The 14,070-nt window shown below is 74.2% G+C and carries 16 protein-coding genes; 10 read left to right on the top strand and 6 right to left on the bottom strand.

Features of this window, described 5'->3' with window-relative positions; genetic code table 11:
• The first annotated feature begins 272 nt into the window (after positions 1 to 272).
• From EPD83_RS14745 to EPD83_RS14710, 8 genes are all read left to right on the top strand, one after another.
• Entirely contained in the window at positions 273 to 881 is a 609-nt protein-coding gene (locus EPD83_RS14745; protein WP_235950635.1) for a zinc finger domain-containing protein, read from the top strand.
• Positions 882 to 945: 64 nt separating this feature from the next.
• The gene (gene fabG, locus EPD83_RS14740; protein WP_128368345.1) at positions 946 to 1,701 is read left to right on the top strand and encodes a 3-oxoacyl-ACP reductase FabG; all 756 of its coding nucleotides are present in this window, start codon (positions 946 to 948) and stop codon (positions 1,699 to 1,701) included.
• Positions 1,702 to 1,782: 81 nt separating this feature from the next.
• Positions 1,783 to 2,253, top strand: coding sequence for a MaoC family dehydratase (locus tag EPD83_RS14735; RefSeq protein WP_322095793.1), 471 nt, complete (start codon positions 1,783 to 1,785; stop codon positions 2,251 to 2,253).
• Positions 2,250 to 3,344 (top strand): phosphotransferase family protein, encoded by a 1,095-nt coding sequence (locus tag EPD83_RS14730; protein WP_128367545.1) that lies wholly within the window; start codon positions 2,250 to 2,252, stop codon positions 3,342 to 3,344. Before EPD83_RS14735 ends, EPD83_RS14730 begins: the two co-directional genes overlap by 4 nt.
• Positions 3,345 to 3,398: 54 nt before the next feature.
• The gene (locus EPD83_RS14725) at positions 3,399 to 4,631 is read left to right on the top strand and encodes an acyl-CoA dehydrogenase family protein (protein ID WP_128367546.1); all 1,233 of its coding nucleotides are present in this window, start codon (positions 3,399 to 3,401) and stop codon (positions 4,629 to 4,631) included.
• A 95-nt stretch (positions 4,632 to 4,726) separates the two neighbouring features.
• Positions 4,727 to 4,963: a FitA-like ribbon-helix-helix domain-containing protein gene (locus tag EPD83_RS14720; protein WP_128367547.1), complete on the top strand. Its 237-nt coding sequence runs from the start codon at positions 4,727 to 4,729 to the stop codon at positions 4,961 to 4,963.
• Positions 4,960 to 5,379: a PIN domain-containing protein gene (locus EPD83_RS14715; protein WP_128367548.1), complete on the top strand. Its 420-nt coding sequence runs from the start codon at positions 4,960 to 4,962 to the stop codon at positions 5,377 to 5,379. Before EPD83_RS14720 ends, EPD83_RS14715 begins: the two co-directional genes overlap by 4 nt.
• A 45-nt stretch (positions 5,380 to 5,424) precedes the next feature.
• Entirely contained in the window at positions 5,425 to 5,961 is a 537-nt protein-coding gene (locus tag EPD83_RS14710; RefSeq protein ID WP_128367549.1) for a hypothetical protein, read from the top strand.
• 17 nt (positions 5,962 to 5,978) lie between these two features.
• Here EPD83_RS14710 and EPD83_RS14705 read toward each other — a convergent pair whose 3' ends face one another.
• The 4 genes from EPD83_RS14705 to EPD83_RS14690 all read right to left on the bottom strand — a co-directional run bounded on the left by EPD83_RS14705 (position 5,979) and on the right by EPD83_RS14690 (position 7,933).
• Positions 5,979 to 6,398, bottom strand: coding sequence for a type II toxin-antitoxin system VapC family toxin (locus tag EPD83_RS14705; protein ID WP_128367550.1), 420 nt, complete (start codon positions 6,396 to 6,398; stop codon positions 5,979 to 5,981).
• Complete coding sequence (locus EPD83_RS14700; RefSeq protein WP_165566772.1) at positions 6,395 to 6,625, bottom strand: FitA-like ribbon-helix-helix domain-containing protein; 231 nt, start codon at positions 6,623 to 6,625, stop codon at positions 6,395 to 6,397. Before EPD83_RS14700 ends, EPD83_RS14705 begins: the two co-directional genes overlap by 4 nt.
• A gap of 58 nt (positions 6,626 to 6,683) precedes the next feature.
• Entirely contained in the window at positions 6,684 to 7,142 is a 459-nt protein-coding gene (locus EPD83_RS14695) for a TspO/MBR family protein (RefSeq protein WP_165566771.1), read from the bottom strand.
• Between the two features lie 86 nt (positions 7,143 to 7,228).
• Positions 7,229 to 7,933, bottom strand: coding sequence for a FadR/GntR family transcriptional regulator (locus EPD83_RS14690; RefSeq protein ID WP_235950633.1), 705 nt, complete (start codon positions 7,931 to 7,933; stop codon positions 7,229 to 7,231).
• Between the two features lie 132 nt (positions 7,934 to 8,065).
• Between EPD83_RS14690 and EPD83_RS14685 the strand changes: the two genes are divergently transcribed.
• Both EPD83_RS14685 and EPD83_RS14680 read left to right on the top strand, forming a co-directional pair.
• Positions 8,066 to 9,478 (top strand): GntP family permease, encoded by a 1,413-nt coding sequence (locus tag EPD83_RS14685; RefSeq protein WP_165566770.1) that lies wholly within the window; start codon positions 8,066 to 8,068, stop codon positions 9,476 to 9,478.
• The gene (locus EPD83_RS14680; protein ID WP_235950630.1) at positions 9,475 to 10,038 is read left to right on the top strand and encodes a gluconokinase; all 564 of its coding nucleotides are present in this window, start codon (positions 9,475 to 9,477) and stop codon (positions 10,036 to 10,038) included. Before EPD83_RS14685 ends, EPD83_RS14680 begins: the two co-directional genes overlap by 4 nt.
• Positions 10,039 to 10,080: 42 nt before the next feature.
• On the opposite strand, the gene EPD83_RS14675 is transcribed toward EPD83_RS14680, so the two are convergent.
• Entirely contained in the window at positions 10,081 to 12,246 is a 2,166-nt protein-coding gene (locus EPD83_RS14675; protein ID WP_165566769.1) for an FUSC family protein, read from the bottom strand.
• A gap of 9 nt (positions 12,247 to 12,255) precedes the next feature.
• Positions 12,256 to 13,923: an ABC-F family ATP-binding cassette domain-containing protein gene (locus EPD83_RS14670; protein WP_128367616.1), complete on the bottom strand. Its 1,668-nt coding sequence runs from the start codon at positions 13,921 to 13,923 to the stop codon at positions 12,256 to 12,258.
• Positions 13,924 to 14,070 lie beyond the last annotated feature (147 nt).

Here is a 14,070-nt window from a genome sequence, read left to right as displayed (position 1 = left end):
CCCGAGGGACACACGATCCACGCGCTCGCCGACCGGCTCGACGCGGCCTTCCGCGGCACCCCGGTCGCCTTCTCCTCGCCGCAGGGCCGGTTCGCCGCGTCGGCCGCGCTGATCGACGGCCGGCCGGCCGGGGTGCCGAGGCGCACGGCAAGCACTTGGCCATCCACGTCGCCGGGGACCGGGTCGTGCATGTGCACCTCGGCCTCTTCGGGCGCTTCTCGGTGCGCCGTCACCGTCGGGCGGACCGGGGCGTCCCGCCGGAGGACCTGCCCGTGGCCGGTCAGGTCCGGCTGCGGATGGTGAGCCGCACGCACGTCGGCGACCTCCGCGGCCCCATCGTCTGCGAGCTCGTGAGCCCGCAGGAGTGGTCCGAGGTCCGGGCGGGGCTCGGCGCCGACCCCCTGCGCGGGCAGGTGCTGCCGGAGGAGGTGCTGGACCGCCTGCACCGGACCCGCCGGGCCATCGGGGCCGTGCTCCTAGACCAGACCGTCGTGGCCGGCGTCGGCAACGTCTACCGCGCCGAGCTGCTGCACCGGCACGCCGTCGACCCGCACACCCCGGCCCGCCGGGTCCCGGACGAGGTCGTGCGCCTGCTGTGGGACGACCTCGTGCGGCTCATGCCGCTCGGGGTCCGCACCGGCCGGATCATCGTCGCCGACGAGGACGTCGAGCGCGCACAGGCCCTGCTCGACGCCGGGCGCACCGGCCGGATCCGTCCCGCGTACGCGGTGTACCGGCGCCACGGCCGGCCCTGCCCACGGTGCGCGACCACCGTCGTCAAGGAGACGATGGCCGGGCGCAACCTCTTCTGGTGCCCGGGCTGCCAGGACGCGGACGACCGGGCGCACCCGCGGCCGTGGCAGGCTGCCGCATCCCCCTGACCGCCGCACGACCGGCACCCCGACCACCGGGCCCGACCCCCAGACCCCCGAGGAGACACCCCGCATGAGCACCACCCGCACCGCCGTCGTCACCGGAGCCGCCCGCGGCATCGGCGCCGAGGTCGCCCGCCGCCTCGCCGCCGACGGCCTCGCCGTCGCCGTCGTCGACCTCGACGAGTCCGCGTGCCAGAGCACGGTCGACGACATCACCCACGCCGGCGGCACCGCGCTCGCCGTCGGCTGCGACGTCTCCGACGAGTCCGCCGTCGCCCGGGCCGTCGACCGGATCGCCGCCGAGCTCGGCGCGCCGACCGTGCTCGTCAACAACGCCGGGATCATCCGCGACAACCTCCTCTTCAAGATGACGACCGAGGACTGGGACGCGGTGATGAACGTCCACCTGCGCGGCGCGTTCCTCATGACCAAGGCCTGCCAGGCGCACATGGTCGAGGCCAAGTTCGGGCGGGTCGTCAACCTCTCCAGCACCTCGGCCCTCGGCAACCGCGGCCAGGCCAACTACTCCGCGGCCAAGGCCGGCATGCAGGGCTTCACCAAGACCCTCGCCATCGAGCTCGGCAAGTACGGCGTCACCGCCAACGCCATCGCCCCGGGGTTCATCGAGACCGACATGACGGCGGCGACCGCCGCCCGGGTCGGCGTCGACTTCGAGGCCTTCAAGGAGCACGCGGCGAAGGAGATCCCCGTCGCCCGGGTCGGGGCGCCGGCCGACATCGCGCACGCGGCGTCCTTCTTCTGCAGCGAGGGCGCGGGCTTCGTCTCCGGGCAGGTGCTCTACGTCGCCGGAGGCCCCCGTGACTGACCCGGTCCCTGTCGCGAACGTGTGTGGACACGCCGGGAATCTCCGGCGAGTTCACACACGTTCGGGGGGAGGCGCGGGGAGATGAGCGCGACCGAGGGCGTGCGGGTCTTCCACGGCGTCGACGAGCTGCGCGAGGCGGCGGGGACCCACCTCGGCTACTCGCCGTGGCACATGGTGACCCAGGAGCAGGTCGACCTCTTCGCCGAGGCCACCGGCGACCACCAGTGGATCCACGTCGACCCCGAGCGCGCGAAGGACGGGCCGTTCGGCGGCACCATCGCCCACGGCTACCTCACCCTGTCGATCGTGCCGATGCTCGTCTGGCAGGTCTACGCCGTCGAGGGGATCCGGATGGGCGTCAACTACGGCTCGGACAAGGTGCGCTACCCGGCACCGGTGCCGGTCGGGTCACGGGTGCGCGCGGGCGTCGAGCTGCGCTCGGTCGAGCCCGGCAGCGGCGGCTACCAGGTCCGCAGCACCGTCACCGTCGAGATCGAGGGCTCGCCGAAGCCGGGCTGCGTCGCCGAGGTCGTCAGCGTGGTCGTGCCGTGACGGAGCCCTCCGACGGGGCCGCGGACGGCTCGGCCGACGGGTCGGCCGCGACGCCGGGCGTCGACCCGACCGCCCTCACGGCGTGGTGGCGCGCCACCCTCGACGACGACGACGCGACGGCCCTCGCCGCGGGCACCGGCGACCTCGCCGTCCGGCACATCGCCGGCGGCAAGTCCAACCTCACCTACCGGGTCGGCGACGGCGCGCGGACCTGGATAGTCCGGCGGCCGCCGCTCGGGCACGTGCTGGCCACGGCGCACGACATGGCCCGCGAGCACCGCGTCATCACCGCCCTCGGGCCCACCGACGTGCCGGTGCCCGCCACCCACGCGTTCTGCGACGACGAGAGCGTCCTCGGGGCGCCGTTCTACGTGATGTCCGACGTCGCCGGCGTGCCCTACCGGTCGGCGCGGCAGCTCGCGCCGCTCGGGCCGGAGCGCACCCGGACCATCAGCGAGCGGATGGTCGACACCCTCGCGGCGCTGCACGCCGTCGACCCGGCATCGGTCGGGCTGGGCGACTTCGGCCGCCCGGACGGCTTCCTCACCCGGCAGGTCCGGCGCTGGCACGGCCAGATGGAGAAGTCGCTGACCACCGAGCGCCCGCTGGAGGCCCGGCTGGCCGCAGCGCTCGCCGACGGGGTCGAGGGTGCCGAGGCCGACGCGCGCCCCGGCATCGTGCACGGCGACTACCGCTTGGACAACTGCCTCACCGACGACCAGGACCGGATCGCCGCCGTCGTCGACTGGGAGATGGCCACCCTCGGCGACACCCGCACCGACCTCGCACTGCTCGTCCTCTACGGCCGGCTGGCCGACGTCGCGCCCGGGGCGGTCGCCGACGCCGTCCGCGCACCGGGGCACCTCACCGAGGACGGGATGCTCGAGCGGTACGCCGCCGCGCGCGGACTCGGTCCCGTGCCGCTGGACTTCCACGTGGCGCTCGCGGCGTACAAGCTCGCCGCCATCCTCGAGGGCATCCACCACCGCTACCTCGCCGGGCAGACCGTCGGCGAGGGCTTCGAGGGCGTCGGGTCGGTCGTCGACCCGCTGCTCGCCACCGGTCTCGACGCCGTCGCCGGGCACCGCTGACACCGCGCTCGCCGCACCCCTCCACCGCCACCGTCCCCGACGTCAGGAGCACCGATGGACTTCGCACTCGACGCCCGCACCGAGGAGCTGCGCACCGAGCTGCTCGACTTCGTGGGCACCCGGATCGCTCCCGCGGCGCCCGTGTTCGACGAGCAGCTGGCCGGGCTCGAGGACCCGTGGGCCTGGTCGACCGTCCCGGTGCTCGACGAGCTGCGCGCCGAGGCCCGCGAGCGGGGCCTGTGGAACCTCTTCCTGCCCGGAGAGACCGGCGGCGAGCAGTACGGCGCGGGCCTGACCAACCTCCAGTACGCGCCGCTGGCCGAGGTGACCGGCCGGCTCGGGCGGCTCGCCCCGGCGGCGCTCAACTGCTCGGCCCCGGACACCGGCAACATGGAGGTGTTCGCGATGTTCGGCTCGCCCGAGCAGAAGGAGCGCTGGCTGCGGCCGCTGCTCGACGGGCGGATCCGCTCGGCGTTCGCGATGACCGAGCCGGACGTCGCGTCCTCCGACGCGACGAACATCTCGACCTCGATCCGCCGGGACGGGGACGGCTACGTCGTGTCGGGCCGCAAGTGGTGGATCACCGGCGCGATGAACCCGCAGTGCGAGGTGTTCGTCGTCATGGGCAAGACCGACCCGGAGGCCGACCGGCACCGGCAGCAGTCGATGGTCGCCGTCCCGCGCGACGCCGAGGGCGTCGAGGTCGTCCGGCCCATGGAGGTCTTCGGCTACGACGACCGCGACCACGGCGGCCACGCCGAGCTGGCGTTCCACGACGTGCGGGTTCCGGCCTCCGCGCTGATCGGGGAGGAGGGGGCCGGGTTCGCCATCGCGCAGGCGCGGCTCGGGCCGGGGCGCATCCACCACTGCATGCGCGCCATCGGCGTCGCCGAGGCGGCGCTCGAGGCCATGTGCGCGCGGGCCTCGGAACGGGTCGCGTTCGGGCGGTCGCTGGCGGAGCAGGGGGTGGTCCGGGACTGGATCGCCGAGTCGCGGGTGCGCATCGAGCAGCTGCGCCTGCTCGTGCTCAAGGCCGCCTGGCTCATGGACACGGTCGGCAACAAGGGCGCGCACACCGAGATCCAGGCCATCAAGATCGCGACGCCGGCGACGGTGGAGTGGATCCTCGACAAGGCCATCCAGGTGCACGGCGCCGCCGGTATCTCGCAGGACTTCGACCTCGCCGCCGCCTGGGCCGGCAACCGCACCCTGCGCTTCGCCGACGGCCCCGACGAGGTGCACAAGAACGCCCTCGCCAAGGCCGAGCTGAAGCGCCAGACTCACTGAGCCGCCGCACTCCGTGGCCCCGTCCGAGGGGTCGTCCTTCGCGGTGGTGAGCCGCCACGGTCCGTGTTGCTAGCATTGCTGTCAGGAGGTCCATCATGGGAACGTTGACGATCCGGCAGTTGGACGAGCGGACGCACGCACGACTGCGGAGCCGGGCCGCCGAGCACGGGCGGTCCGTGGAGGCCGAGGTGCGCGCGATCCTCGATGCCACGGTGGACGTGCCCGACCGGAACATGCTGCTGGCCCTGCACGATGCGGCGACCGAGGTGGGCGGGGTGGAGCTCGATCTGCCGGACCGCACCGATCCTCCGAGGGCGGCGGACCTCGCGTGATCGTCGCCGACACCAATGTCGTGTCGGAGTTCATGCGGGACGCTCCCCTGCCCACGGTCCTCGCGTGGGCGGAAACGGTGCCGGCCGACGACCTGGGCATGTGCGTGGTCACTGTCGAGGAGATCGAGCGTGGGCTCGGGCGGCTGCCACAGGGCCGTCGACGCCGGGACCTCGAGCGGCGGTGGTTCCGACTCGTCGACCGGTACGCCGAGAACGTGGCGCTGTACGACGTCGAGGCGGCGCGCCGGGCGGCTGCGGTCCTCGTGGCCGCCGAGGCGTCCGGTCGCCCGATGTCCCTCGCGGACGCGCAGATCGCCGGGATCTGCCTCGCGGGCGGGCATCGGCTCGCCACCCGGAACACCCGGGACTTCTCGGCGGTCGAGGGACTGGCGCTCCTCGACCCGTTCGGCCACTGACGGCGACGCGTCCACGAGTCACGGTCGGTGTAGTGCAGTTGCCCCGTGGACCTGTGGGAGAAGGACTACCGGCCCGAGCTCACTGCCGTTCTCAAGGAGCTGCGGGCCGCGCTGCGTGCCGAGGGATTCCGGACGCGGGGGCGTGAGCTGCACCGCGAGCACCCCGAACTGACCTGGATCGTCAAGCCCGAGCGGCTCTTCGGCGGCTCCAAGGTCGCCATCAGGTTCGGCGTCTTCCTGCCGGACCTCCAGGCCGGTCCGGTCACACTCCTCCACTGCGGCCTGGGCGGCGACTACAACCATCTCGGCAACGGGACGCCGCCGTCGCCGCCGTCCATCCGGTTCGAGGACCGGGCTGGGATCCTCGGTGCCGCCCTGGACTTTCGCTCCCCGTGTTCGGTGCAGGAGCGGATCGCCGTGATGCGCGTCGTCGCGTCCGACCTGGGTCTGACGGCCAGTCGGGTCAGCACCCGGGCCGACGTCCGCGACCTCCTCGAGGCGCCCGGTGCACGCCTGTGGTTCGTCTCGCTGCGTTTCCGTGAGCTGCTGCGCCACCCTGAGCCGCCGCCGAACGCCGACTGATTCGGGAGCGGTCTCGCTCAGGTCCGGGCGGCCCAGGGGTCGAGGTGGGGGACGCCGAGGGGCGCGAAGTGCCTGGTGTTGCGGGTCGCCACGGTCAGGCCGGCGGCCTGCGCGGTCGCCGCGATGAGGGCGTCGTCGACGGGAGCGGCCTCCGGTACCGGATAGCCGGCCAGGATGCGCGCGGCCGCGAGGTCGAAGGGCAGGACCCGGTCGGCGAACGCCCGCAGCACGCGGTCCTCGAGCCACCGACGCAGGACGGCGCCCTGGTCGGGATCGACGCGCTCCTTCACGACGACCCCACGCTCGATCTCCGCGACGGTCAGCGCGGAGACGAACAGGTCGGCCACGGGAACGGACGCCGCCCAGGCCTCGACCCGAGGATGCCGTCCGGGGACACGCAGCGCCGACACGACGTTCGTGTCGAGGACGAACCTCACAGCTCGGCGGGACGACCGCCCACTCCCAGACGACCGGGCTCGAACTCGATCTCGACGCCGTCCGGAGCGCGCACCAGGTCGACGATGGTCGGCGGGTCCCGGCGCACGGCCTCGGACAGGATCGCCCGCGCCTCGGCCTCCACCGACCGGTGGTTCTGGTCGGCGCGAGCCCGCAGTGCGGCCTTGGTCCCCGACGGCAGGTTCCTGACGAGGATCTGTTCGGCCATGGCTCCTCCTCCGCTATCGCCTCGACGATATCACCGGCGACGGCCGACGGGCCGTCGGTCAGTCCGGGTTGCGGTGGACGATCGAGGCGTTGAGCGCGGTCGCGTAGCCGCACCAGGCGAGGTACGGCGCGAGCAGGGCGGCGGCGGTCTCGTCCTCGCGGGCCAGGACGACCATCTCGGCGACGATGGCGGCGTCGAGGGCGAGGACGACACCGAGGGCGGCGCGGCGGCGCTCGGCGGCGAAGAAGAGCGGCGTCCAGGCGGCGTTGAGCGCGAGCTGACCGAGGTGCAGGGTGAGGGCCGTGCGGTCCTCGCGGCCGGCCGTCCGCCAGCCCACGACGCCGTTGAGGGCGTACAGCACCGTCCAGGCCGGACCGAAGGCGGAGGCCGGGGGAGACCAGGGCGGGGTGTCGAGCCGGCCGTAGGACTCGGGGGCGTCCCGTGCGGACAGGCCCCCGATCGCCGCGGCGGCGACGGGCGGGGCGATCGCCAGGACGGCGCGCAGAGCTCGGTTCACCTCTCGAACGTACTCCCGGTGCGCAGGCGCCGCGGCGCAAGTGGGCGCCGCGTCGTAGGGCGGCGGGCGACCCCGCGCCCGGTCGGTCAGTCCCGGCTGTCGCCGGTGACCTGCTCCATCGCCTCCTGGGCCTCGCCGACGATGGCGCGCATGACCCGCTCGGCCTCGGCGGCGTCCCCGAGCGCGATGGCCTCGGCGACCGCGAAGTGCCAGCGGATGGCCTGCGGCTCGGGCACCGGCGGCATGAGGTCGTGGTGCGTCCGGCCGGACAGCGCCTCGGCCACCAGTGGCGCGAAGGACGCGAGCCCGGCGTTGCCCGACGCCTCGAGCACGGTGCGGTGGAAGGCGATGTCGTGCTGCAGGTAGGTCTCGAGGTCGCCCCGCGGCCCGGTGCGCGACATCCCCATGACGGCCGCACTGATGGCCGAGCGCTGGTCGTCGGTCGCCCGCGTCGCCGCCAGCCCGGCCGCCACCGGCTCGACCCCACCGCGCAGCTCCGACAGCTCGCGCAGCTGGCGGGGCCGTTGCGGGCTCTCCAGCCACCAGCGGACGACGAGCGGGCTGAGCGCCGCCCACTCCGACTCCGGCATCACCGTGACCCCGACGCGGCGCCGCGAGGTGACGACGCCGTTCTGCTCGAGCACCTTGAGGGCCTCGCGGGCGATGGTGCGCGAGACGCCGTAGCGCTCCATGAGCGACTCGGTCGAGAAGGTGGAACCGGCGGGGACCGCGCCGCCGGTGAGCTCGGCGCCGAGCCGGTCGAGCACGCGGTGGTGCAGGGAGGACGTCACCGCGCCATCGTCCCATTGATGACCGCATCGCGGCCGGAACCACCCGACGGGACGGATCTTTGGCGGCGCCTCGCACCAAAGAGACGCCGATAAGTCCACCGGTCTTGCCAAAAGTCGTACGTATACGTCACCATGGGCGGCACCACTTCAACGACGAAGGAGTCCGACGTGCCCGACGTGCCCGACCCCGTGCTCGGCACCGTGCCGCTGCTGCTCATCGCCGCTGCCGCGGTGGGAGTGCTGCTGTTCCTCATCATCAGGCTGAAGGTGCACGCGTTCCTCGCGCTCGTGCTCGTCAGCCTCCTCACCGCCCTGGCCACCCGGATCCCCCTCGGGGACGTCGTGAGCACGATGCTCGACGGCTTCGGCTCGACGCTCGCCAGCGTCGCCCTGCTCGTCGGGATCGGCGCGATGATCGGCCGGCTGCTCGAGGTCACCGGCGGCGCCCAGGTCCTCGCCGACACCCTCATCGGACGCTTCGGCGAGCAACGGGCCCCGTTGGCGCTCGGCGTCGCCTCGTTGCTCTTCGGCTTCCCGATCTTCTTCGACGCCGGGCTCATCGTCATGCTGCCGATCATCTTCTCCGTGGCCCGGCGCCTCGGCGGCTCCGTCCTCCTCTACGCCCTCCCGGCCGCCGGTGCCTTCGCCGTCATGCACGCCTTCGTCCCGCCGCACCCGGGTCCGGTCGCCGCGGGGCAGCTGCTCGGCGCCGACCTCGGGCTCGTGCTCGTCGTCGGGCTCGTGCTCGCCATCCCCACGTGGTTCCTCGGCTCGTACCTGTTCTCGCGCTGGGCCGGTCGCCGCTTCGACCTGCCCGTGCCGGAGCTGCTCGGCACCGACGAGAGCGCCCCGGAGGACCGGCCGGGCTTCGGCACCGTCATCGGCATCCTCCTGCTGCCCCTCGTGCTCATCTTCCTCAACACCGGCCTCACGACCCTGACCAAGAACGGCACGATCGGCGAGGACAACGTGCTCGCCCAGGCCCTCGTCCTCGTCGGGCAGACCCCCGTGGCGCTGCTCATCACCGTCTTCGTCGCGATGCTCGTCCTCACCCGCAAGCGCAAGACGCCGGCGGAGACCGAGAGCCTCGTGAACGGCGCCATCGGCCCGGTCGCGGCGATCATCCTCATCACCGGCGCGGGCGGCATGTTCGGCGGGGTGCTGCGCGCCTCGGGCATCGGCCAGGCGCTGTCGGACTCGCTGGCGTCCACCGGCCTGCCGGTCATCGTCGCCGCCTTCGTCATCGCGACGATCATCCGCGTCGCCCAGGGCTCGGCCACCGTGGCCCTGACGACGACGGCCGGCCTCATGGCGCCGACCGTCCAGGCCACCTCCGGCCTGTCGCAGATCGACCTCGCGCTCATCGTCGTCGCCATCGCCTGTGGCGCCACGGTCCTCTCGCACGTCAACGACTCCGGCTTCTGGCTGGTCGGCCGGTTCCTCGGCATGGACGAGAAGACCACGCTGAAGACGTGGACGGTCATGGAGACGCTGCTCGGCGGCATCGGGTTCGTGTTCGCGTTCGTCCTGAGCCTGGTCCTGTGAGCGGCGACGGACCGGCCCCGGCCGGCGACCCCGCCGACGCCGCGGCCCCCCGCCCGACGACGCACGTGGTCGTCATGGGGGTGTCCGGCAGCGGCAAGACCGTGCTCGCCTCGCTCGTCGCCGGCAAGCTCGGCTGGCGGTTCTGCGAGGCCGACGAGGTCCACCCGGCCGCGAACGTCGAGAAGATGTCGCGCGGCGTTCCCCTCACCGACGAGGACCGCCTGCCGTGGCTCGAGACCCTCGCGGCCTGGATCCGCGAGCAGGCGGCGACGGGGCACGACACCGTGACGGCGTGCTCGGCCCTCAAGCGCAGCTACCGCGACGTGCTGCGCCGTGGCGCGCCGGACCTGCTCTTCGTGCACGTCGACGGGGACCCGGACCTCATCATCCGTCGGATGAACGCCCGCGAGCACTTCATGCCCGGGTCGCTGCTGCGCTCCCAGCTCGACACCCTCGAGCCGTTGCAGGACGACGAGGTCGGGGTGGTCATCGACCTCGACCAGTCGGTCGAGGAGGAGCTGGCCGAGGCCCTGGCCTGGCTGCGGCCCCGGACCGCCTGAGCGCCGGCGCCCACCGGCGCGGCCGACGTCAGGGGGGTGACGTCAGGTGGTGACGCGGGGGCCCGGGGTGCCGCCGGAGGTCGTCCGCACCACCTGGAGCAGCGTCGCGGCCAGGTGGTGCAGGTGCCGGACGGCCGGGTCCTCGTCCGAGGCCGCGGGGTCGCGGAACAGCAGGTGGTCGGCGTCGGCGAGCGGCTCGTCGGCGTCCGGGACGACCGACCCGGGCGGCAGCTCCGCGATGGCCCGCAGCGCCCGGACGATCGAGCGCGCGGCGGCCGCGACGGCGTCCGGCGCCACGGCCGGCCGGCGTTGCAGGGCGACGACCAGCGCCCGGCACTGCGACACCGAGGCGATGTAGAGGCGCAGCCGCCGGGCGGTGCGCGGCCCGGCGCCGCCCCAGCCGACCTGCCGGGTCAGCGGGCGGGCGACGAGCGCGAGCCGGCGCGCGTCGTCGTCGAGCCGGCGCACCCGGGCGTCGAGGTCCGGCACCGGCCCGCCCTCGGCCCGGGTGGCGACGCCCTCGAGCAGCGCGACCATCGAGGACAGCATCGCGTCGCGGGCGCTGCGGACCGTCGCCCGGGTCGAGAGGGGGGCGAAGAGCAGGGCGACGACGATCCCGGCCGCGGCGCCGATGGCGGTCTCGCCGAGCCGGAGCTCGAGCAGCCCGACGCTGTAGGTGCCGATGAGGGTGTACAGCTCGCCGAGCAGGACGGTGATGCAGAACGTCATCGCCGCCTGCGAGACCTTCGCGACGTAGAACGCGCCGAAGAGCGCGAGGAGGATGATCGCGAGGACGAGCAGGTCGTGCCCGGCGGTCAGCCGGGCCAGGACGACCGCCCCGACGAGCCCGGCCACCGTCCCGGCGATCCGGGCGACGCCCTTGTCGACCGTCTCGAACCGCGTGCTCGTCCCGGTGAACATCACGAAGGCGGTGATGACCGCCCAGTAGAACCGGGTCGGCGACAGGAGCGTGCCCAGCCCGATCGCGACGACCCCCGCGACGGCCACCTGCACGGCCTGCCGCGTCGTCATCGTCAGGCGGGTCATCGGGTTCCACGACGCGCCCGAGGCCGCCACGTCCCGCGCCACGGCCGGGGAGCCGGGGAGCCCGCCGAAGGCCAGGTCGGACGCCGCCTCGAAGGCCTCCTCGCCGGGGTCGACCTCGGGTGGCTCGGTGGCGGCGGCGTCGAAGCGCAGGAACTCCTCGATGCCGTAGGCGAGGCTCCGCGCCGACCACCAGCCCTCGCCGCCGGCGCGCTCGACCTCGTCGGCGTGCCGTCGCAGCACCCCGCAGTCGACGAGCGCGGCGACGTCCCGGCGTCCGGCGAGGTGGACCGCGGCGGAGCGGGCGACCTCGCGCAGCACCGGCTCCGACTCCTGCTGCAGACGGGTGGCCGCGGCCGCCACCCGCTCGATGGCCGCCTGCGCCTCGATCAGCCGGCGCCGCAGTGCCGACGGCGACCATCCCTCGGGGACCGCCGACCGGTCGGCCGACCAGGCGTCGGCGAGGAGCGCGGCCTCGCCGAGCCCGGCCCGGCGGGCGTCGAGCGCGCGCAGGGCCCGCGCCCGGCCGCGGACGTTGCCGGGGGCGACGGCGAGCAGGTCGCCCGCCTCCCGGGCCACCGACCGGCCACGGGAGAAGAACGCGCGCAGGGTGGAGTGCAGGATGCGGCGCGGGTTGGTGTGCAGGACGGTGACCCCGAGCAGGAGGACCCACCCGGAGGCGACCACGGCGGCGAGGAGGAGCTCGGGGACGAGCGACCACTGCGCGCGGAGGAACGTCGCGAAGAAGAACCCCATCCAGGCCATGAACCCGTAGAAGAACCAGGCGCCGCCGAACCGGCGGACGTACACGGCGGCGAAGAGGACGACGGCGAAGGCGAGGACCTGGAGCAGCCGGTGGGTGTCGGTGAGGACGGCGAGGACCAGCCCGACGGCGACGGCCACCGGGAAGCCGGCGGCCGCGGGCAGCTTCTCGCGGCGGAGCATCCCGGACAGCGCGTTGGACGCGAGCATGGCGACGACCGCGCCGAACAGGGTCATCGCGAAGGCGGCCTGGCCCGTGACGCCGACCAGCCGCGCCACGAGCTGCAGCACCGCGACGGTCGATCCCACACCGACGAGCACCGAGACCCCGGTGCGCAGCCGGCCGAACCCGGGGTCGGAGGCGGCCAGCCGGTCGCGCAGCGCCAGCAGCCCGCGGTGCATGCCTCGAACCTACCGCCGGGGTGTCGACCCGACGTGGGTGACGCCGACCCGTCCGCCTTCGACGTGCCAGCGCTGGTCGAGCCGCACCGACTCCAGCAGCCGGCGGTCGTGGGTGACGAGCAGCAGCGACCCGTCGTAGGAGTCCAGGGCGGACTCCAGCTGCTCGATGGCCGGGAGGTCGAGGTGGTTCGTCGGCTCGTCGAGCACGAGGACGTTGACCCCGCGCGCCTGGAGCAGCGCCATCGCCGCGCGGGTCCGCTCGCCCGGGGAGAGCCGCCCGACGAGGCTGCGCACCTGGTCCGAGCGCAGGCCGAACTTCGCGAGCAGGGTGCGCACGTCGGCCGGCGCGAGGTCCGGCAGGGCGGCCTCGACGGCGGCGCCGAGCGGCAGGTCCTCCGCCAGCCCGGTGCGCGCCTGGTCGATCTCGCCGACGGCGACGGACGCGCCGAGCGTCGCCCGCCCGTCCGACGGGGCCAGCCGCCCGGTGAGCAGGCGCAGCAGGGTGGTCTTCCCGGCCCCGTTCGGCCCGGTGACCCCGATCCGATCGCCGGCGCTCACCTGGAGGGACACCGGTCCGAGGACGAAGTCGCCGACCCGCGCCGTCGCGGCGTCGAGGGTGGCCACGACGGCGCTCGAACGCGGCGCGGCGCCGATGGAGAACCGCAGCTGCCACTCCTTGCGGGGCTCCTCGACCTCCTCGAGCCGGGCGATCCGGGACTCCATCTGGCGCACCTTGCGCGCCTGCTTCTCGGCCGAGTCGACCTGGGCCCGGCGGCGGATCTTGTCGTTGTCGGGGGACTTGCGCATCGCGTTGCGCACGCCCTGGCTGCTCCACTCGCGCTGCGTGCGGGCGCGGGCGACGAGGTCGGCCCGCGTGTCGGCGAACTCCTCGTAGGCATCCCGAGCGTGCCGCCGGGCCACGGCACGCTCCTCGAGGAACGCGTCGTAGCCGCCGTCGTAGACCGCGACGGCGTGCTGGGCGAGGTCGAGCTCGACGACGGTCGTCACGACCCGGGAGAGGAACTCGCGGTCGTGCGAGACGAGGACGACCCCCGCGCGCAGCCCACCGACGAAGTCCTCCAGCCGACGCAGCCCGGCGAGGTCGAGGTCGTTGGTCGGCTCGTCGAGCAGGACGACGTCGAACCGGCTGAGCAGCAGCGCCGCCAGGGCCGCGCGCGCCGCCTGACCGCCGGACAGCGCCGTCATCGGGGTGTCGACCCCCACGTCCAGCCCGAGGTCGGCGAGCACCGGCGGCAGCCGCTCGTCCAGGTCGGGGGCGCCGCTGGCCTGCCAGTGGTCCAGGGCCCGGGCGTACTCGTCGCCCGCGCTCGCGGCCGCGTCGTCGGCCCCGAGCGCGACGGCCGCGGCCTCCATCGCCTCGGTGGCGGCGGCGACGCCGGTGCGGCGGGCGACGTACTGCTCGACGGTCTCACCCGGCCGGCGCTCGTGCTCCTGCGGCAGCCAGCCGACGAAGGCGTCGCCGGGCGCGGTGGTCACCGACCCCTGGAGCGGCTCGAGGTCACCGGCGAGGATGCGCAGCAGCGTGCTCTTGCCGGCGCCGTTGGCCCCCACCACGCCGACGACGTCACCCGGAGCGACGCTGACGTCGAGGCCCTCGAACAGGGTGCGGTGCGCGTACCCACCGGCCAGGTCCTTCCCCACGAGGTCCGCGCTCATGCGCCCGATCGTAGGTGCCCCCGGGCGGGTCGCCGACGGGCGTCCCGGGCCCCGAAGCCCGTTGCCACCGCGTCCGGGCGGCCCTAGCGTGACGAGGCGGACGTGGCCGCGGCGCCACGAGTGAGGAGGAGCGATGACCGACGATGC

This window comes from Phycicoccus flavus (assembly GCF_004025965.2).
Lineage (GTDB): Bacteria > Actinomycetota > Actinomycetes > Actinomycetales > Dermatophilaceae > Phycicoccus > Phycicoccus flavus.
The sequence above is the reverse complement of the archived record's forward strand: the minus strand, read 5'-3'. Positions and strand labels throughout refer to the sequence as shown.

Bases quoted from the DNA above. Each gene is read 5' to 3' on its own strand.
- EPD83_RS14725 (WP_128367546.1), top strand. From the start codon at position 3,399: ATGGACTTCGCACTCGACGCCCGCACCGAGGAGCTGCGCACCGAGCTG.
- EPD83_RS14735 (WP_322095793.1), top strand. From the start codon at position 1,783: ATGAGCGCGACCGAGGGCGTGCGGGTCTTCCACGGCGTCGACGAGCTG.
- fabG (WP_128368345.1), top strand. From the start codon at position 946: ATGAGCACCACCCGCACCGCCGTCGTCACCGGAGCCGCCCGCGGCATC.
- EPD83_RS14700 (WP_165566772.1), bottom strand. From the start codon at position 6,625: ATGGCCGAACAGATCCTCGTCAGGAACCTGCCGTCGGGGACCAAGGCC.
- EPD83_RS14675 (WP_165566769.1), bottom strand. From the start codon at position 12,246: ATGCACCGCGGGCTGCTGGCGCTGCGCGACCGGCTGGCCGCCTCCGAC.
- EPD83_RS14670 (WP_128367616.1), bottom strand. From the start codon at position 13,923: ATGAGCGCGGACCTCGTGGGGAAGGACCTGGCCGGTGGGTACGCGCAC.
- EPD83_RS14720 (WP_128367547.1), top strand. From the start codon at position 4,727: ATGGGAACGTTGACGATCCGGCAGTTGGACGAGCGGACGCACGCACGA.
- EPD83_RS14685 (WP_165566770.1), top strand. From the start codon at position 8,066: ATGGGCGGCACCACTTCAACGACGAAGGAGTCCGACGTGCCCGACGTG.